Source organism: Campylobacter sp. IFREMER_LSEM_CL908, from assembly GCF_025771545.1.
Classification (GTDB): domain Bacteria; phylum Campylobacterota; class Campylobacteria; order Campylobacterales; family Campylobacteraceae; genus Campylobacter_D; species Campylobacter_D lari_D.
This window is the reverse complement of the sequence record NZ_JAKMQK010000019.1, coordinates 1-18,527: the sequence shown is the minus strand read 5'-3', so window position 1 is coordinate 18,527 and position 18,527 is coordinate 1. Positions and strand designations below refer to the sequence as shown.

Sequence of the window (18,527 nt, the reverse complement as noted above, 5' to 3'; positions counted from 1 at the left end):
GATACTAGCTATACTTGTAAAAATAACAATAGTAGTTTGAATATAAGCTATTTTTAAAGCAGGAGCTTCAATAACTTCTATATTTTCGCCCGCACAAGTTGTATAACCATCAACATTAACACAAATACCAAATCTATTGTTACCATTTTGTGTGGTATAGCTGAAAATATTATAATCACCAGCTTTTTCATAAGCTTTAGCAACTGTTATAATATCTGGATTTTGCTTATCGCTAACTAATGATTTGTCAGTTGAGGCAAATACAGTATAAGCTTGGTCAAATACAAAGGTTCTTCCTGGTAGTTCGCTAAATTCGTTTTGTAGATCTTTTACCAAAACATCAATAGCTAGTATACCTATAAATTTACCATCTTTGATTAATGGCATAGAGTAGGTAAAACATGGTAAACCAGTTGTTGCATCAATATAAGATGCGGTAATGTATAAGCCATTTTTCTTTCTAGCTTCTATATAAAATTCTCTTGTAGTAGCATCGTAATTATCTGCTTTTCCGTAAATTCCATAATCTAAGCCTTTGCTATCGCTATCTGGATCACTTACTATTAACTCACCGCTTGGTTGAGCTATATAAACAGCTAAATAACTATTCATATCTCTAACTGTTTTTAGTAAATTACCTGTATTATCCATAAGTTTTTCTTGAGTGTTAAGTTCGCTATATGGAAGCTTTAAGATGGCTTGAGAAAGTTTTTCCAAAGAATGCACATTGAGCTTTTTGAAATCTCTCATTGATTTTTCTGCAGTTCTTACATAATTAGTTTCAGCTTTTACTACCTCATAATTTAAGGCTTTTTTTGTAAAAATAAAACTAACAACGCCAAGTATTATAAGACATACTATAGCTATAATGTTTGCTATTAATGAAATTTTTAATTTGATACTTTTCATTAATTAAACTCCTTTGATGTTATGGTGAATTTTAAATGAGTTTATTATATCATTAAAAATTAAAAAAGAAACAAATATTATTTAAACGATAAATTTTTATAAAGAGTATTTAAGAGCCCAAAACATGCCTTTGAAAGTATAGTGTAAGTCTCATCAAAGTTCCCACTATACCAAGGATCAGGCACTTCGTCATATCCTAATTCTAAGGCAAAAGAAGTGATTTTATGAATTTTATGTTTTGCATTTGGAAAATTTTTAACTATATCATTATAATTAGAATTATCCATTACGATAATTAAATCATTATCCTCGCACATTTTTAAATTTAGTTTTTTACTGCAAAATGGCTTAGAATTTATATTTTTGTTATCTAATAAAGCTTTAGTTTTATAATGCATATCCTCCCCATCGTGGTAACCTGAAGTACCTGCACTAGAAATAATAAATTCATTATTTAAATTTGCTTTTGTTAAAAGATCCTTCATAATAAATTCGGCCATGGGAGAACGACAAATATTACCTAAACAAACAAAAATAATTTTAGTCATATTTTTCCTTTTATTTTTGTGTAGTTTTTTCAAAATTATAGCAGTATTTCAAAATATTTTTAAAGATTAATTAAAACTAAGATATAATTTTTCATTAATGGGGAGCTTTTGCTGAGAGGAAGTATAACTTCGACCCTTGAGAAGTTTGGTAATGCAAACTTTGAATTCTTGCAAAAACTTTCCTTTTTTATAAAAAAAGGATAAAAATGATACAAGCAAAAACAAAAACTAAAATTCCTATCTTAACTATAGCAGGAAGTGATTGTAGTGGTGGAGCTGGCATACAAGCTGATTTAAAAACTTTTAGCGCTCATAATTTATTTGGTATGAGTGTAGTTTTAAGCGTTGTGGCTGAAAATACTGCAAGGGTGATTTCTTGTTTTGATATACCCACTAAGATAATAGATGAGCAAATGCTAGCAGTTTATGAAGACATAGAGCCAGCTGCTGTAAAAATTGGAATGCTAGGTTCAAAGGAAATCATAATTTGTGTAAAAGAAAATTTATTGCACTTTAAAGCTAAAAATGTAGTGATTGATCCTGTGATGTTTGCAAAAAATGGCTATGCTTTAATGCCTTTAGAAAATTGTCAGTTTTTTAAAGATGAAATTTTATCTTTAGCTGATGTACTTACTCCAAATATTCCCGAGGCTGAGTTTTTGTGTGATTTTAAAATACTTAATGAGGAGGATATGAAAAAAGCCGCTATAAAACTTCACAAAGAAGGTGCAAAAAGTGTTTTGATTAAAGGTGGACATAGTAAATATAACACCAATGATGTTTTTTATGATGGAAAGGAATTTAGTATTTTTAAAGCAGAAAAAATTAATACAAAAAATACACACGGCACAGGTTGTACATTAAGTTCAGCTATAGCTAGTAATCTTGCCTTAGGTAAAGAAAAACATGAAGCTATAAAACTTGCTAAAGATTATGTGTATGGAGCTATATTAAATTCTTTAGCACTTGGAAAAGGTTGTGGTCCGACTAATCATTTTTTTCAATATGACAAGGAGTAAAAATGATTATTAAAGCAGTAAGAGAAAAAAATCCTTTGATTCATCATATTACTAATTATGTTACAGCTAATGATTGTGCAAATGTAACTATAGCAATGGGAGCAAGTGCTGCTATGGCTGATTTTTATGAAGAGCAAGCTGATTTTGCTAGAATAAGTTCAGCCTTAGTATTAAACACAGGTACGATTAATCAGCTTATAGCAAATTCTATGTTAAAAGCAACTAAAGAATATACTTTATTAAATAAACCTATAATTTTTGATCCTGTTGCTTTGGGTGTGAGTAAGGCAAGAGATGGGATTAATTTTGAATTACTTAATCTAAAAGGTATTAGTATTGTTAAGGCAAATGCATCTGAAATGGCTAGTGTTATAGGTTTAGATGGTAAAGCAAGAGGGGTTGATAGTACTTTTGTAATCGATAATGAGTTTTTAGAAAAAGCTAAAGAATACTCTTATAAAACCAAGCGTGTTTTGGCTATAACTGGAAAAATTGATTATATTATAAATCAAGAGCATATTGCTAAAATTTATAATGGCTCAATTATGGCTACTAAGATAACTGGAGCAGGTTGTATGTGTGCTTCTTTGTGTGGAGTTTTTGCAGGAGTGTTAGAAGATAAATTTCAGGCTAGTTTATATGCTTTGCTTAGTTTTGGCATAGCTAGCGAAATCGCTCAAGAGCTTTCTAGTGGAAGTGGTAATTTTAGAGTGAATTTAATCGATGCTTTAAGTAATTTAAATGATGAAGAAATTAAAAAAAGAGCCAAATATGAAATCATTTAAAATTTATCTTGTCGCAAGCAAGGGTGAAAAAAGCGAAAGCGAGTTTTTAAATATTTTAGAAGCTTCTTTGAAAGCTAAGATTGATATTTTACAACTTAGAGAGAAAAATCTTAGTACTTTAGAATTTTATAATCTTGCTTTAAAAGTCAAAGCTTTGTGTGAAAAATACAACACACCTTTTGTTATAAATGATAGAATCGATATAGCCATGGCTGTGAATGCAAATGGAGTGCATATAGGACAAAAGGATATGCCTTTAAAAAAGGCAAGAGAACTTTTGGGTGAAGATAAAATCATAGGGCTTACGATCAATCATAAAAATGATCTTATTAATACTCAAGGTGCTACTTATCTTGGAGTGGGGGCTGTTTTTACTACGCCTAGCAAGCAAGATTGTGTTGTGCTTGGCATAGATGGATTAAAAGAAATTGCTAGTTTAGCTTCTTTACCTATTGTGGCTATAGGTGGGATAGATGAAGTTAATTTAAATTTGCTTAAAGATTGTAATATACAAGGTATAGCTGTGGTTAGAGCGATAATGCAAGCAAATGATCCTTATATAGCAACTTTAAATTTAAGATCAAATTTTGATAAAACTTTTATAGGAAAATAATGATTTATTTTATAGGGGATAAAGAATTTGATGGTGTTAAGACTATAAGATTAAATGAAATTAAATTTCTTGATTTTGAAGTTAATTTAAAGGAATTTGATTGTTTAATCATTAGCTCCAAGAATGCATTAAAAGCATTAATGTCAAGTAAAAACAAAATTGATTTTGATATTAAACTTTATGCTGTGGGAGAAAAAAGTGCTGATTTTGCAAAAGAGCTTGGCTTTAAAAATGTCAAATATCCTAGCAAGGCTTATGGTAAAAATTTAGCTAGTGAGTTTTTATCTGAGTTTAAAAATAAAAAATGTCTTTATTTAAGAGCGAAGAAAATTAGTTCAGGTCTTGATGAGTATTTGCTGAAAGAAAATATCCTTTTAAAACAATTAATCGTTTATGAAAATATAGCCATAGAGCCTAAAAAAGATGAGTTAAAAATACATCATCCAAGTGTTTTTATCTTTAGCGCTCCATCAAGCATGGAGCAATTTTTGAAATTTTTTGCATTAGAAAAAGAAGATAAAGTTGTAGTTATAGGTCAAAGTACAGCTTTAAAACTTCGTAATTTTAAAAATTTATATATATGTAAAGAACAAAATCTAAACTCTTGTTTAAAATTAGCTAAGAGTTTAGATTTTTAAAAGTTTTATATAATAAAAATGAGGCAATAAAAATCATACAAATATCACCTACTAAAGTGGCTAGCCAAACTCCATTTACTCCTAAAAATTGCGTTAGTATAAATAAAGATAAGAATGGAAAAATAAGACTTTGGGAAATAGAAATTCCTAAAGAAAGCAAGGGTTTATCAAGTGCTGTGAAAAATGAAGCGCAGAGTTTTCCAAACCAAGAAAATAAAAACGAAAAAGAAAAAAATATTAAAGCATTTTGTGCTATATGGATAAAATCTTGGTTGTTATCTTTATTAAAAATATCTACTATAAGAGTGTTGAAAAAATAAACAAACAAAAATGCCATTGTACTTACACCCCAAGAAGCAAAAAACATTCTTTTAAAAATAGCTTGAATTCTTGCAATATTTTTGTGTCCATAATTATAACTTAATGCAGGTTGCATAGCATCACACATGGCCAAAACTAGCATGAAAACAAAAGTACTAAGATATAAAATCACAGAAAATGCTGCAACAGCTGTACTTCCAGAAAGTTTAAGCAAGAAAGCATTAGCTAAGATGGTATAAAAAGAGCTAGAAATATTAGAAAAAAATTCAGATGAGCCATTATAAAGTATATTTTTTAGTATTTGCAGCTTGATTATTGGTTTTTTAAATTTTAAAGTTAAATCTTTAAAAATAAAAGGTAGTATCCCTAAAATGCTTCCTAAAAACATCCCTATACAAGTTGCTAAAGCTGCTGAAAAAAGCCCCCAATCAAAAACCACTATAAAAAGCCAATCAAGAAAAATATTACTCAAAGCAGTAATGATATTAACTATCATGCTATAAAAAGTTTTTCCACAAATCCTAAGATAATTATCCATGGCAAAAGCTAGCATAGTAAAGGGAGCAAAAATAGCAAAAATTTGCATATATTCAGTAGATAAGCTTTGAATATTCTCATCAGCTCCCATAAAAGCACTTAATGCTTTTGCTAAGAAAAATCCTAAAATTCCCATTAAACAAGAAATTGCAAAAATAAGAACTATACAAAAAGAAAAAATAGCTCTTGCTTTTTCAATTTTTCCTTTACCTAGATTAATTGCTATTTGCACTGATGAACCTATGGCTATCATATCAGCTAGAGCAAAACTTATCATGATAAAAGGCATCATTAAATTCATAGCAGCAAGCGCATTTGAACCTAAATATCTTCCAACAAAAATTCCATCAATAATCACATAAAGATAAATAAAAGCTATACTCGCCATGTTTGGCAAAGCACATTTTATAAATAGTTTGGTAGGATTTAATGTAGTGTAAAAATTATGTATTGACATAGCTTTCCTTATTAAAAATTATTTTATTTAAAATTTTATAGATAAAATAAATTTAATAAAGAGATTCTATACCTTCTATAATATCTTTAAAATATGGATCGACAATGATAATGAAAAAATCTTTGAAAAACATTTATATCACCCAAATTTTAAAAATACAATAAATATTTGGCATTATATTTAAGCTGTAATTATAAATTTCTTAATGTAAATTTTAATTTTTTTTAGACGATTTTTATAAACCCACAAAAAAGGAGCAAGGATGCAAATAAATTCGTATTCACGCGTGGCAGTAGAGTCGCAAGTTAGCAATAGGAAGGCTAATTTGAATACAAAACTTGAAGATGCCAATACTAAAAGTGCTAATAGCACAAAAGATATAGATAAGGATAAGCTTAGTAAGCTTGCTAGTATGGGAGGAAAAGGCATAACCGAGCTTTATGCTATGAATTTTATGCAGCAAGTATTTAGCATGAGTTCATCCAATGGTCTATCTCAGGCAGGGATTTTTCAAGGAGCTCAATCTAAGGATTCTTTAACAGCTATTTTATCAAATGTAGATTTTAAAGCTATAGGATATGAAGGTAAAGATATACTTAGTTTAAATGCTGATGAAGCAAAAGAGCTTATTGGGGAAGATGGATATTTTGGTGTAGCAAAAACATCTCAAAGATTGGCTGATTTTGTTATTAATGGGGCTGGTGAAGACATGGAAAAACTTCAAAAAGGTTTAGAGGGTCTAAAAGCAGGATTTGCACAAGCGGAAAAAATGTGGGGTGGCAAACTTCCTGATATCAGCTATGAAACAATTGATAAAGCTATTGAAACAGTAACTCAAAAAATTAACGAAATGGGTGGAAATTCTTTAGATATCAATGCATAAATTTATATCCCTAGTGTATAAACTAGGGATTTAGTCTATTTTTAAAACACTTAAAAATGCTTCTTGAGGTAAATGTACCTTACCAATAGCTTTCATTCTTTTTTTACCTTCTTTTTGTTTTTCAAGAAGTTTCCTTTTTCTAGTAATATCCCCACCATAACATTTTGCGGTTACATTTTTACCCATGGATTTTACATTTTCTCTTGCAATAATTTTATTTCCTATGCTTGCTTGGATAGCAACTTCAAAAAGCTGTCTTGGGATGATTTCTTTCATCGCTTTTACAAGCTCTCTGCCCTTGCTTAGTGCTTTTTCATTTGGCACTATGATGCTTAGTGCATCGACATTTTCACCAGCTACTTTAATATCAAGTTTTACAAGATCTCCCACTCTAAATTCAATAGGCTCATAATCAAAACTAGCATAGCCTTTGGTAAGTGATTTAAGTTTATCGTAAAAGTCCATAACGATTTCGTTTAAAGGTATATCATACTCAAGTAAAACGCGCTCAGGAGTGATGTAATCCATCTTAACTTGCATACCGCGTTTGCGATTTAAAAGAGTGATTAAATTCCCTAGGTATTCGCTTGGAGTTATGATAGTTGCTTTTACATAAGGTTCTTTTATATGATCGATTTTATTTACCGGAGGTAGTTCGCTTGGATTTTGAATTTTTAAAACTTCTCCATCGGTTTGATAAATTTCATAAGTAACAGTTGGAGCAGTAGCAATTAAATCAAGGTTAAACTCACGCTCAAGTCTTTCTTTAATAACCTCCATATGCAAAAGACCTAAAAAACCAACTCTAAAGCCAAATCCTAAAGCTAATGAAGTTTCAGGTTCATAAGTAATAGAACTATCATTAAGTTTTAATTTATCTAAAGCATCTCTTAAATCTTCAAATTTATCCGTTTCTATAGGATATAATCCTGCAAAAACAAAAGCTTTGGCTTTTTCAAAACCACCAATGGCTTCTTTTGCTTTATTTTTAGTTAGTGTTATGGTGTCACCTACTTGAACATCGGCGACATTTTTAAGTCCAAGCACGATAACACCCACTTCACCTGATTCTAATTTTTTAGTTTTTATAGGGCTTAATGGATGAGGATAGAAAAGATCTTGCACGAGATGTTTTTTATCTGTACTCATAACTAAAACTTCATCATTTTTAGCAATATTTCCCTCATAAATTCTAACTAAAGCCAAAGCTCCAAGATAATTATCAAACCAAGAATCATAAATTAAAGCTTTAGTAGGTGCTTCATCATCAGTTTTTGGCGCAGGAATTTTTGTGATGATAGTTTCTATGAGTTCTTTTATACCCACACCTGTTTTTGCGCTAACACAAATTGCATTAGAGCAATCAATTCCTATAATATGCTCTATTTCGTGTTTAACCTTTTCAATATCAGCCGAAGGAAGATCAATTTTATTAATCACTGGTATGATTTCAAGATCATTTTCTAAGGCTATATAAACATTGGCTATAGTTTGAGCCTCTACTCCTTGAGAAGCATCAACAACAAGTAAAGCTCCTTCGCAACTTGCCAAAGAACGACTTACTTCATAGGAAAAATCAACATGGCCCGGAGTGTCTATTAAATTTAATACATATTCTTCATTGTTGAATTTATAATTTAAACGCACAGATTGAGCTTTTATAGTTATACCACGCTCTTTTTCTATATCCATAGTATCCATTACTTGGGCGCTCATTTGTCTATCGCTAATAGCTCCGCATTCGCTGATAATTCTATCAGCTAATGTGCTTTTACCATGATCAATATGAGCTATAATAGAGAAATTTCTAATATTTTTCATCAAAAAACCTTAAGATTGTCTCATTTTTCTTTTTGCTAGACCTATTTGCTCATAAGCATCAATTTCTTTTTTCAAAGCTTTATATCTTTTTTTTAGCTCATTGTTTAAAAATGAAATGTTTTTAGGAGTAGCATTAGCATTGGCTGAAATAGCACTAATGAAATCAAGTTTTCTTTTAGTGGCGCTGTCTTTTGGATTAGATCCTAGTTTTTGTGAATTTAAAAATTGCAAAATTAAAGCTTGAATTTCTTGAGAGTTGCTTGCATTATTTGCTTTAGATATAAAATCTTCTATATTACTTATTTTTGGAGTTTTAGCTGGATTTGATTTGCTTGGTTGTTTTTCTTTGTGCATGAAAAATAATACCAAAAGAATTCCAAGTATGATAATTATCACTAAAGCTATAACTAAAAAAATAAAAAGAGAATTATTCATTTAAAACTTTCCTATAATTTTGTTGCATAAGATCTTTTAAAATAACTTGCTAAGCTTAATGCTACCATAAATAAAAATCCCCAATACACATAATCAGGAATTTTTACTGAATCTCCTGCTGCATAAGAATGCATACCAGTTAAAAAGTAATTTACACCAAAATAAGTCATGATAATTACCCAATATGCAAACATGGAGCAAACTGCAAAAATGTATTGATTTGCCCATTTTGGTACCATTCTAATGTGCAAAATGGCTGCATAAACTAAAATACTAATTAAAGCCCAAGTTTCTTTAGAGTCCCAACTCCAATATCTTCCCCAGCTTTCATTTGCCCATATAGCACCTAAGAAATTTCCAACTGTAAGTAAGCAAAGTCCTAAAATCATAGCCATTTCGTTGATTCTTGTTGCTTCTGTAATATTTCTTAAAATGTTTTCATTATGTTTGCCATTGATTTTTAACATACATAATAAAATAAGTACAAATATACCTAATAATGCACATAATCCTAAAAATCCATAACTAGCAGTAATAACCGAAACATGTATTGTTAGCCAATAAGATTGCAACACAGGAACTAAATTGGTAATTTGCGGATCCATTTGGCTAAGATGAGCTACACCTAAAGTAACTCCTGCTAAAATAGAGGTTAAAGAAAGTGCAATAGGGCTTTTTCTTGAAAAGAAAATTCCAGATAATGATAAAGCCCAAGCTATATAAACCATGCTCTCATATGCATTACTCCATGGAGCGCGACCTGCTATATACCAACGCAAAGCCAAACCTAGAGTATGGATGAAAAATGCCACAATGTTAAACACATAAACACATTTAAATATAAAATCAATGCGAATTTTTGGCAGAAGCATTTTAACAAAAACTATAATCAAAAGTAAAAATCCAGCGCATAAATAAAGCGGAGCAAGATTTACAAAAATTTGACTTTTGTTGAAAAAGATTTCTGTATTAATTTTTTTAGCACTTGGCATAACTTCATGCCCGTATTTTTCTTGGTAATTTTTGATAATATTTAAATTTTTAGTTGCTTCATCCCAGTTGTTATGTACAATAGAATTACTAACTGCATTGAAATAATTTTCTAAAATGCTTCTTACTTCTTTACCTTCTTCGCCTTTTAATCCTATATATGCTTCGCGTGGTGCCACCCATTGATTATTGGTGCTATTTTGTAGTGGAATAAATTTAAAAATATCTCCTGAAAAAATTAAATTTACAATATTTACTCTTTCATCAAGCTTGATTATTTCTTTATCAAAAACACTTCTACGATTTGGATTTTTTCTATTAGCATTTTCTACATATTTTTGTAGTTTATAAGCATCTGTAGTGAAAAAATCTTTAAAACTAGTATAAGCTCTAGGTTCAATACCTAAAATTTTAGAAATTTCTTCATTAACCAAGCGACTTGTTGGCATAAATATAATATCTTTATCATACCATGCACTGCCATCAAAAATCATTGATATGATAGTTGCTTCGGCACTTTGGCCTTGAAAGGTTGTGTTTTTGTATATTTTTTCTAAAACTTCCATAGCTAAAGTATTAAAAGGAACCATTCTACCATCAGGTTTTTGCACTACCAAAGAAGCAAGTTCTTTAGCATGTGTTTCATCTACCTTGATGGGTTCATTTGCATAAGTATTTTGGCTTGCAAAAAAAACTAATATAAATGTCAATATCGCACTTGTTTTTTTCAAGGTGTCTTGATTGATTAATTTAGCTAAAGTCCTAAATCTTGAATGAGGATTTAAAATATTTAAAAACATTCCTAATGTAAGTAAAAAATATCCAATATATGTAGGAATTTTACCCGGATCTTTATTAACTGAAAGTATGGTGCCAAGCTCATCTTGATCATAAGAACTTTGGTAAAATCTATAACCTTGATAATCTAAAACATTATTCATAAAAATCTTATATTCTAATTTTTGTTCGGCATTATCAATTTCCACATAACTTGCATAAGACATAGGCGACATCGAACCAGGATAGCGTTCTAGTTCAAAGTCTTTTAAGTACATTTCAAATGGCATTTCTATTCCTTTAGGACCCCATCTTAAAAAGAAAGGTTGACCTGCTACATCAATACGGATAGGCGAGTTGTATTCTACTAGGAAAACTTCTTTAGATTCTCCTTTATAGCTTAATTTTAATTTTAAAGCATTAATAGCATTTTCTGAAAGTTGAGTTGGTATATATTTAGTGCTTTGTGCAAAGTCTTTGAAATTATTTAATAAAGAATTATTCCAGTATTTTGCCTCACCAAATAAAGAAATCAAAGCATTGCGTCCTAGCTCTATCCAACTATTTTTAAACCAAGTAAAAAAGCTTTCATCTTGAGCTTGATTAATACCTTCTAAGGTTTTTTTACCATGTAAAGAAGCAAATTTTACCACTAAATTAATATCATTAAAAGAATATAATCTTAAATCTTTAGCTTGTGCTTTTTGATTTGCTTTTAAAATGTTTTCTTTACCATCACTCATTGACATGTATTTTAAATCAAAATCAGCACTAAGCTTTAGATCTTTATCAATTTTTATATAAGGACTTGGAGTAGATTCGTTTAAAAATGCTATATTGACACCATTGATATTTTTTATATCCCCTGCTTGAAAAAGCAATTCTTTAGATTCGTTATTTTGTGAAAGCATTAAAGATAAAAGAGGAGCAGAGTTGTTATCATCGATATAAATTTCTTTTGCATCTAAAATCAAATTTTCATATGAAATTTGAGCCTTTTCATCGGGTAGTATTAAATCAAATGAAAAATCATTTACAAAAGGTAAAGTGGCAATATATTCAGATTTTGCAGCACTATATACTTTATCATCTTTTAAGGTTGCTATGTAGATATAACTTTTTGAGGTTTCAATGATATTATTTTTTTCGTTTTCTCTAATGTGTAAATTTCCTTCAAATCCCATATATCTAGTCATAGCCGAGCCTAGTAATATAAATAAAAATGAGATATGAAAGATTAAAAGCGGTATTTTTCTTTTGTTAAACATTTTATATTTAAAAAGAGCTGTTAAAAGATTGATTCCTAATATGAGCTGTATAAAGCCAAACCAAGATGTTCCATATATCATGGCCCATGCTGTTGGAGTATTGTAAGCACTTTCTATAAAAGTGGCTAGAGCGCAAAATAGGGCAAAAATTAAAAATAAAAAAATAGAAATTTTTATATCCCCAAAAGCTAAAAGTTGTCTTCTCATGATTTAAGCTCCAAGGTATTTTTTTCTAATCTCATCATTACCGATAAGATCTTTTGCAGGTGCATGCATAGCGATTTTACCATTTTCTAGAACATAAGCATAATCGCTGATTTTTAAAGCTGAAAATGCATTTTGTTCCACCAATAAAATAGTAATACCTTCTTCTTTTAATTTGACTATAATATCAAAAACCTCTCCAACTATTTTTGGAGCAAGTCCTAGCGAAGGTTCATCTAGCATTAAAAGTTTTGGCTCACTCATAAGAGCTCTTGAAATAGCTAGCATTTGAGCTTCCCCGCCACTTAGGGTTCCTGCAAGGGCATTTTTTTTATCTTTTAATCTTGGGAAAAGTCTATACATTTGATTTTTCAAATGTTCATAGTTTTCTGCATTATTAAAAGCACCAATTTTTAAATTTTCTTCTATAGTGAGATTTATAAAAACTCTTCTTCCTTCAGGTACCAATGCTATACCTTTTTGTACTAAAGTATGAGGTAAATGTCTTTGAGTGTCATAACCTAAAAAACTTACTTCACCAGTTTTTTTAACACAATTTAGCATTGCATTAAGTGTTGATGTTTTTCCTGCACCATTTGAGCCTATCAAGCTAACTATACTTCCTGTTTTTATGGTGAAATCTATACCTTTAACAGCTTCTATTAAGCCATAATAAACATGTAAATCTTTAACTACTAGCATTAAAATCTCCCAAATATGCACTAATTACTTCAGGATTTTGAACAGCATCGCTTGGCTTTCCTTCAAAAATAGTCTTACCATAATCAAGCACCATAACCCTATCGCAAAGCTTATTTACAAATTTCATATCATGCTCAATAAGCAAAACGCTGATTTTTTTATTATTTCTTATATCAAAAATCAATTCAGCTAAATCATCGCTTTCTGTTGAATTCATACCTGCTGCTGGTTCATCTAGCAATAAAAGTTTAGGGTTTGTTGCTAAAGCTCTTGCTATTTCAACTTTTCTTTGTTGTCCATAACTTAAACTAGTGGCCCTTTCATCAGCCAAATGAGCAATATTGAGTTGTTCTAAAATTTCATAAGCTGCTTTTTTTGCATTTTTTTCTGCTTTGGAGAATCTTCCCAAATGCAAAAAAGCTTCAAAAATATTATATTTAATACTCTTATCAAAACCAATTAATACATTTTCTAAAACACTCATGCTAGAAAAAAGTCTAATATTTTGAAAAGTTCTTGCTATGCCTAGATGAACTATTTTGTGCGGCTTTAAATGGTCAATCTTTTTTCCTAGAAAAAATACTTCTCCGCTGCTTGGTTTATAATTTCCTGTAATAATATTAAATAGTGTCGTTTTTCCTGCACCATTTGGACCTATAAGTCCAAAAATTTCGCTTTCTTTTATAGTAAAAGAAGTATTTACTATAGCACTAACTCCACCAAAATTTTTATGGATTTTTTTAAGCTCTAAAATCATTTTTTATTCCTTTTAGAAAACTTAAATAAAATATCTGTTAATTCTTTATCACCCATTATTCCTCTTCTTGCAAAAAGCATTACTAAAATCAATATAACAGAAAACACAACCATTCTAAGACCAGGCATGGCAGGAGTTTCATAACCAAAAATATTCATACTCTCATCTAAAAATCTTAAATACTCACTTCCGCCTATTACTAAAATAGCTCCTATGATAGCACCAGTAGTTGAACCTAAGCCGCCTAAAACAATGATGATTAAAAGCTGAAAAGTAAATAAAAAGTCAAATTGTTCAGGTGAAACTGAAGCTAGTGCGCAAGCTAATAAGCCTCCTCCAACACCCTCTAAAAATGCTGAAGTGCTAAAGGCTAAGGTTTTAATATTAAAAGTGTTAATACCCATTGCTAATGCTGCATCTTCATCATCTCTTACAGCTTTCATGGCTCTACCAAATTTTGAACTAACAATATTTAAGATGATAATAACAGAAAATATAGCAATCCCACCACTCCAGTATAAGGTAGTATGTTTAGGAATATCGTTTAAGCCCAAAGAGCCATTTGTAACAGAAGCAAAGTTAATTGCCATAAGCTTGATAATAATTCCAAAGCCTAGTGTTACAATAGCTAAATAATCTCCTCTAACTCTAAATACTGCAAAGGCTAAAACTAAAGATAAAAGCATAGCACAAACCCCAGCAGCAAGTAAAGCTACAATAAAGCTTGGCGAATGAATCATCAAAATAAAACTACTTGGATCCTCTAAAGAAAACTGATCGATTTTGCTTTCACTTGTAAGTAAAACTAAGGCTGCAACATAAGCTCCTATAGCTACAAAACCATTTGGCTCTAATGAAAATTGTCCTGTAACTCCATTGATAAGATTATAACTTACCGCTAAGATTACAAAAATAGCAATATTGCTTAAAATTCCTATTTTATAATCGTTAAAAAAATAAGGAGATATAAAAAGAAAAGCAAGTGCTATAATAAAGAAACTTAAATGTGTAATTTTTCTTGCAATCATTTTAAAACCTACTTTTTTCAAAATTAATACCCAAAATTCCAGTTGGTTTAAAAAGTAAAATTAATACCAAAAAGATAAATGCAAATGCATCTTTAAAACCAGAAAGATCAGGGAAAATAGCAACAACAACAACTTCTGTAAAACCTATAATCAAACCACCTAAAACTGCTCCGGCAACAGAACCAATACCACCTAAAACAGCAGCGCCAAAGGCCTTAAGTCCTATAAGAGTTCCCATACTAGGTTCAACAGAAGGATAACTAACAGCCCAAAAAATACCACCAATAGCAGCTAAAGCTGAACCTAGTGCAAATACAATAGCGATAATACGATTTGCATCAATTCCCATTAAATTTACAGTATGAATATCAAAAGCTAAAGCCCTAATAGCAATGCCATATTTGCTTTTATAAAGTATGAATAAAACCACTAATAATATAAAAAATGTCAAAATAGGCACTAAAATACTATTAACACTAATGCTGATATTATTAAAATTAATCACTGTTTCAAGATAACTTGGCACAGGAAAATACTTTGGTGTTGAGCCAAATAAAACATTAAATACATTTTGTATTAAAAAACTTATACCTATAGCTGTGATAAGTAAAGAAATTCTAGGTGCTTTTCTTAGAGGTTTATAAGCTACCCTATCAATAGCTATACCTAAGGCCGCTGCAAATAACATAGCTAAAGAAAGAGCACCTAAGAAAGGTACATTCATACTTGTAACACAAAATAAAGCTGAATATGCACCCACCATCATAATATCACCATGTGCGAAATTAATCAGTCTTAAAACACCATAAACCATTGTATAGCCTATGGCGATAAGTGCATACATACTGCCTAAACTAAATCCATTTATAATTTGCTGTAAAATTAAAGAACTATCCATTGAACCTCTTAAAATTTTTATTTATGGTAGAATCGAGTCTTTATAAACTTGTTTTTGATTCTCTATTGATTTTATAACAATTGAGCGCGTGGCATTACCTGTTTTGTCTATACTAATCACCCCGCTAACACCTTCAAATTTAGAAGTAGCATGAATGTTGTTGTTGATACATTCACTATTGAAATCATTAACGCATTTTTGCATAGCTTCAAAGATTACAAAATATGCATCTGCACCCATAGCTGTAAAATTTGGAACTTCTTTGCTTTGTTTTTCTTTTTCATAGGCTAATATAAAGTCTTTTGAAAGCTGTGTTGGAGGGTTATTATAATCAAAACTATCTGTAAATAAATATCCTTCTGCTGCATCTTGAGCTAGATTGATAAAAGTTTCATCGGCAACTCCATCTGCTGAACCCATAGGAATATTAACACCCATTGCTTTTGCTTGACGTGCGAACAAGGAAGCCTCAGTGTAATATACTGGAAGATAAATAAAATCAGGTTTTAAATTTTTAACTTGAGAAAGTATAGCTTTAAAGTCTTTATCGCCTGCTGTAATTCTAAATTTATCTAAAATTTTTCCACCTTGTTTGTTAAATTCTTTTTCAAAGGCCCTAGTTAAACCTAAAGAATAATCTGCACTTTGATCGCTAATTATCACAGCTTTAGTGTAATTTAACTTATTTTTTACATAATTAGCCAAAGATGAGCCTTGAAAGCTATCCATAAAACAAACTCTACTGGCATATAATTTTTTATTTAAAATTTTATCAGCAGTAGCAGCAGGAGCAACCACTGGTATCTTTTTTTCCTCGCCAATTCTTATCACTTGTAAAGTATTAGCTGTTAGCATTTCTCCAATAAGTGCATAAGCTTTATTTTGCGAAATTAATCTTGTGCTAGCATTTGCGCTTTCTATTTTATCACCTTTTGTATCTACTACAACAAGATTTACCTTATCACCATTACTTAAAGTATTTTTCATAGAATTTGCAATTTTCACTCCATCTAAAGCACTTTGACCATAAGCTGCAGTAGATCCTGTTAGAGGTAAAACTACGCCAATGTTAATTTCTTTTGCCTGTATGATATTACAAGCTATGATAGACAATATAGCTATACTAATTTTTTTCATAGTTTAACCTTTCAAGGATTAATAATAGTTTTATAAACTTGTTTTTGTTCTTGTATTTCTTTTATAACTACAGAACGACTTGCATTGCCACTAGCATCTATGCTTATAACTCCACCTACGCCTTCAAAATTATTAGTAGAATGAATTTTTTCATTAATGCATTGTGCGTTAAGATTATTGGCACATTCATTCATTGCATTTACCATTACATAATAAGCATCAGCTCCCATAGCAGAAAATGCTGGAAGCTCTTTGGTGCCATGATCTTTTTCATAAGCATTGATGAAATTTTTAGACAAAGTTGTTGGTGGATTGTTATAGTCAAAACTATCGGTAAAGATTACTCCATTTACAGCATCACCCCCAAGTTCAATAAATGTTTTATTATTTACCCCATCACCTGCACTTAAAAGTTTATTAAAACCAACTGCTTTTGCTTGTCTTGCTATTAAAGCTGCTTCTGGATGGTAAATTGGCATATAAACAAAGTCAGGATTGATACTTTTAAGTTGTGAAACAATAGCTTTAAAGTCTTTATCGCCCGATGAGATAGTTAATTTTTTAAGTATTTTTCCGCCATTTTGTTTAAATTCTTTTTCAAAGGCTCTTGCTAAGCCTAGTGAATACACATTGCTTTGATCAACTATTACAACTACAGTTTTTAAATTTAAATCTTTATATGCATAGTTTGCAAATTTATCTCCTTGGAAGCTATCCATAAAACAAACTCTACTAGCGTAGCTTTTTTTATCCAAAAGTTTATCGCCTGAAGCAACAGGAGCTATTACTGGAATTTTTCTTTCTTCGGCTATAGATAAAACTTGCATAGTATTTGGTGTAACAGCTTCACCTATAAGTCCTAAAACTTTATCTTGAGAGATAAGTCTAGTGGTGGCATTTGCTGCTTCTATTTTATCACCTTTTGTATCTATGGCTATGATTTTAACATTATCTCCGTTTTTTAAATTTGGATTTAATGTATTAGCTAGTTTGATACCTTCATACACATCATTACCATAAGCCGCTAAAGCGCCAGTAAGTGGTAAAATAACTCCTATTTTTACTTCCGCAGCATAAATTGAACTAGCACAAAGCAAGCTAGCTAGCAGTAGATTTTTTCTCATGAAAACTCCTTTTTTTATTTTAAAAATGTATTATGTTTTGTTTTTGGTGCAGGTTCTTCTTCTAAAAGATCTTTTTGATTAAGCTCGATAGAAAAATTTTGCCCCTTTAAGTAAGCTATAATGTGATCCATATCACTTCCGCTTAATTTTTTGGCGTATATGCTCATTTGAATGTTATCGCTTGATTGATCTTCAAAATATCCATTAGCATAGTCTTTTAAGGCACCTTTGATTTCTTCTGGACTTAAGTCCTTAATAGCTTTTTTGCCATAAGAATTTTTTTCTCCATTTTCTCCGTGACAGGTGTTACATTTGTTTTTAAAGTATATTTCTTTAGCTTTTTTTAAATCATAGCTAATATTATCATTAAAAGTATAAGTAAATAAAGACTTTACATTAAAAGCCATTAAAGAATTTATAAAAAAAATACTAATTATAAATGAGCGTAACATAATATGCCTTTTTTAAATATAAATAAAGCTCGATTATATCTAAAAAAAATAAACAATTTTATCTCAATCTCGCTTTTTTAAAAAATTCCAAAACTTTAAGTCATTTTGCTAAAGCTTATAGGGGTAAAATACTAAGAGTGTTAGCAAGTAAAAATATACATAATAAAGAAGCTTTGCTTGAAAATCTACCTAATGATTTAAAAATAAAAGAAATTAAAATACAG

18 protein-coding genes are annotated in these 18,527 nt (G+C 30.2%); 5 read left to right on the top strand and 13 right to left on the bottom strand.

Annotated elements, in window-relative coordinates; all coding sequences use genetic code 11:
• On the bottom strand, positions 1 to 909 hold a 909-nt coding region (locus L8U04_RS07780), incomplete at its 3' end, for a PDC sensor domain-containing protein (RefSeq protein ID WP_263709783.1).
• A 77-nt stretch (positions 910 to 986) separates the two neighbouring features.
• The gene (locus L8U04_RS07775; RefSeq protein WP_263660840.1) at positions 987 to 1,457 is read right to left on the bottom strand and encodes a low molecular weight protein-tyrosine-phosphatase; all 471 of its coding nucleotides are present in this window, start codon (positions 1,455 to 1,457) and stop codon (positions 987 to 989) included.
• A 206-nt stretch (positions 1,458 to 1,663) separates the two neighbouring features.
• Here L8U04_RS07775 and thiD point away from each other — a divergent pair, with 206 nt between their 5' ends.
• Genes thiD through L8U04_RS07755 form a run of 4 tightly spaced genes read left to right on the top strand, consistent with a single transcriptional unit; the run spans position 1,664 to position 4,512 of the window.
• Positions 1,664 to 2,476, top strand: coding sequence for a bifunctional hydroxymethylpyrimidine kinase/phosphomethylpyrimidine kinase (thiD, locus tag L8U04_RS07770; RefSeq protein WP_404842202.1), 813 nt, complete (start codon positions 1,664 to 1,666; stop codon positions 2,474 to 2,476).
• A gap of 2 nt (positions 2,477 to 2,478) precedes the next feature.
• The gene (gene thiM / locus L8U04_RS07765) at positions 2,479 to 3,261 is read left to right on the top strand and encodes a hydroxyethylthiazole kinase (RefSeq protein WP_263709782.1); all 783 of its coding nucleotides are present in this window, start codon (positions 2,479 to 2,481) and stop codon (positions 3,259 to 3,261) included.
• Positions 3,248 to 3,874, top strand: coding sequence for a thiamine phosphate synthase (gene thiE / locus L8U04_RS07760; protein ID WP_263709781.1), 627 nt, complete (start codon positions 3,248 to 3,250; stop codon positions 3,872 to 3,874). Before thiM ends, thiE begins: the two co-directional genes overlap by 14 nt.
• Positions 3,871 to 4,512 (top strand): uroporphyrinogen-III synthase, encoded by a 642-nt coding sequence (locus tag L8U04_RS07755; RefSeq protein ID WP_318529589.1) that lies wholly within the window; start codon positions 3,871 to 3,873, stop codon positions 4,510 to 4,512. Before thiE ends, L8U04_RS07755 begins: the two co-directional genes overlap by 4 nt.
• On the opposite strand, the gene L8U04_RS07750 is transcribed toward L8U04_RS07755, so the two are convergent.
• A complete protein-coding gene (locus L8U04_RS07750) occupies positions 4,493 to 5,821 on the bottom strand; it encodes an MATE family efflux transporter (protein WP_263709784.1) in 1,329 nt (442 codons plus the stop codon). The genes L8U04_RS07755 and L8U04_RS07750 overlap by 20 nt on opposite strands.
• Before the next feature lie 268 nt (positions 5,822 to 6,089).
• On the opposite strand from L8U04_RS07750, the gene L8U04_RS07745 reads away from it, so the two are divergent.
• Complete coding sequence (locus L8U04_RS07745; RefSeq protein ID WP_263709780.1) at positions 6,090 to 6,710, top strand: hypothetical protein; 621 nt, start codon at positions 6,090 to 6,092, stop codon at positions 6,708 to 6,710.
• A gap of 30 nt (positions 6,711 to 6,740) precedes the next feature.
• Here the strand turns inward: L8U04_RS07745 and lepA are convergent, their stop codons facing one another.
• The 10 genes from lepA to L8U04_RS07695 are packed head-to-tail and all read right to left on the bottom strand — an operon-like array spanning position 6,741 to position 18,306.
• Positions 6,741 to 8,531, bottom strand: coding sequence for a translation elongation factor 4 (lepA, locus tag L8U04_RS07740; RefSeq protein WP_263709779.1), 1,791 nt, complete (start codon positions 8,529 to 8,531; stop codon positions 6,741 to 6,743).
• 9 nt (positions 8,532 to 8,540) lie between these two features.
• On the bottom strand, positions 8,541 to 8,966 hold the full coding sequence (locus L8U04_RS07735; protein WP_220566314.1) for a hypothetical protein: 426 nt from the start codon (positions 8,964 to 8,966) through the stop codon (positions 8,541 to 8,543).
• 11 nt (positions 8,967 to 8,977) lie between these two features.
• On the bottom strand, positions 8,978 to 12,208 hold the full coding sequence (ccsB, locus tag L8U04_RS07730) for a c-type cytochrome biogenesis protein CcsB (RefSeq protein WP_263709778.1): 3,231 nt from the start codon (positions 12,206 to 12,208) through the stop codon (positions 8,978 to 8,980).
• A 3-nt stretch (positions 12,209 to 12,211) separates the two neighbouring features.
• Complete coding sequence (locus tag L8U04_RS07725) at positions 12,212 to 12,907, bottom strand: ABC transporter ATP-binding protein (RefSeq protein ID WP_133319837.1); 696 nt, start codon at positions 12,905 to 12,907, stop codon at positions 12,212 to 12,214.
• Entirely contained in the window at positions 12,894 to 13,664 is a 771-nt protein-coding gene (locus tag L8U04_RS07720) for an ABC transporter ATP-binding protein (protein WP_263709777.1), read from the bottom strand. The genes L8U04_RS07725 and L8U04_RS07720 overlap by 14 nt, the downstream gene beginning before the upstream one ends.
• Complete coding sequence (locus L8U04_RS07715) at positions 13,661 to 14,692, bottom strand: branched-chain amino acid ABC transporter permease (RefSeq protein ID WP_133319839.1); 1,032 nt, start codon at positions 14,690 to 14,692, stop codon at positions 13,661 to 13,663. Before L8U04_RS07715 ends, L8U04_RS07720 begins: the two co-directional genes overlap by 4 nt.
• Before the next feature lies 1 nt (position 14,693).
• Positions 14,694 to 15,590, bottom strand: a complete 897-nt coding sequence (locus L8U04_RS07710; RefSeq protein ID WP_220566316.1) for a branched-chain amino acid ABC transporter permease — start codon at positions 15,588 to 15,590, stop codon at positions 14,694 to 14,696.
• Between the two features lie 21 nt (positions 15,591 to 15,611).
• Complete coding sequence (locus L8U04_RS07705; protein WP_263709776.1) at positions 15,612 to 16,727, bottom strand: ABC transporter substrate-binding protein; 1,116 nt, start codon at positions 16,725 to 16,727, stop codon at positions 15,612 to 15,614.
• 11 nt (positions 16,728 to 16,738) lie between these two features.
• Positions 16,739 to 17,851: an ABC transporter substrate-binding protein gene (locus tag L8U04_RS07700; protein ID WP_263671811.1), complete on the bottom strand. Its 1,113-nt coding sequence runs from the start codon at positions 17,849 to 17,851 to the stop codon at positions 16,739 to 16,741.
• 14 nt (positions 17,852 to 17,865) lie between these two features.
• Positions 17,866 to 18,306, bottom strand: coding sequence for a c-type cytochrome (locus L8U04_RS07695; RefSeq protein ID WP_412175109.1), 441 nt, complete (start codon positions 18,304 to 18,306; stop codon positions 17,866 to 17,868).
• Positions 18,307 to 18,527 lie beyond the last annotated feature (221 nt).

Bases quoted from the DNA above. Each gene is read 5' to 3' on its own strand.
- L8U04_RS07775 (WP_263660840.1), bottom strand. From the start codon at position 1,457: ATGACTAAAATTATTTTTGTTTGTTTAGGTAATATTTGTCGTTCTCCC.
- thiD (WP_404842202.1), top strand. From the start codon at position 1,664: ATGATACAAGCAAAAACAAAAACTAAAATTCCTATCTTAACTATAGCA.
- thiM (WP_263709782.1), top strand. From the start codon at position 2,479: ATGATTATTAAAGCAGTAAGAGAAAAAAATCCTTTGATTCATCATATT.
- thiE (WP_263709781.1), top strand. From the start codon at position 3,248: ATGAAATCATTTAAAATTTATCTTGTCGCAAGCAAGGGTGAAAAAAGC.
- L8U04_RS07745 (WP_263709780.1), top strand. From the start codon at position 6,090: ATGCAAATAAATTCGTATTCACGCGTGGCAGTAGAGTCGCAAGTTAGC.
- lepA (WP_263709779.1), bottom strand. From the start codon at position 8,531: ATGAAAAATATTAGAAATTTCTCTATTATAGCTCATATTGATCATGGT.
- L8U04_RS07735 (WP_220566314.1), bottom strand. From the start codon at position 8,966: ATGAATAATTCTCTTTTTATTTTTTTAGTTATAGCTTTAGTGATAATT.
- ccsB (WP_263709778.1), bottom strand. From the start codon at position 12,208: ATGAGAAGACAACTTTTAGCTTTTGGGGATATAAAAATTTCTATTTTT.
- L8U04_RS07725 (WP_133319837.1), bottom strand. From the start codon at position 12,907: ATGCTAGTAGTTAAAGATTTACATGTTTATTATGGCTTAATAGAAGCT.
- L8U04_RS07720 (WP_263709777.1), bottom strand. From the start codon at position 13,664: ATGATTTTAGAGCTTAAAAAAATCCATAAAAATTTTGGTGGAGTTAGT.
- L8U04_RS07715 (WP_133319839.1), bottom strand. From the start codon at position 14,692: ATGATTGCAAGAAAAATTACACATTTAAGTTTCTTTATTATAGCACTT.
- L8U04_RS07710 (WP_220566316.1), bottom strand. From the start codon at position 15,590: ATGGATAGTTCTTTAATTTTACAGCAAATTATAAATGGATTTAGTTTA.
- L8U04_RS07705 (WP_263709776.1), bottom strand. From the start codon at position 16,727: ATGAAAAAAATTAGTATAGCTATATTGTCTATCATAGCTTGTAATATC.
- L8U04_RS07700 (WP_263671811.1), bottom strand. From the start codon at position 17,851: ATGAGAAAAAATCTACTGCTAGCTAGCTTGCTTTGTGCTAGTTCAATT.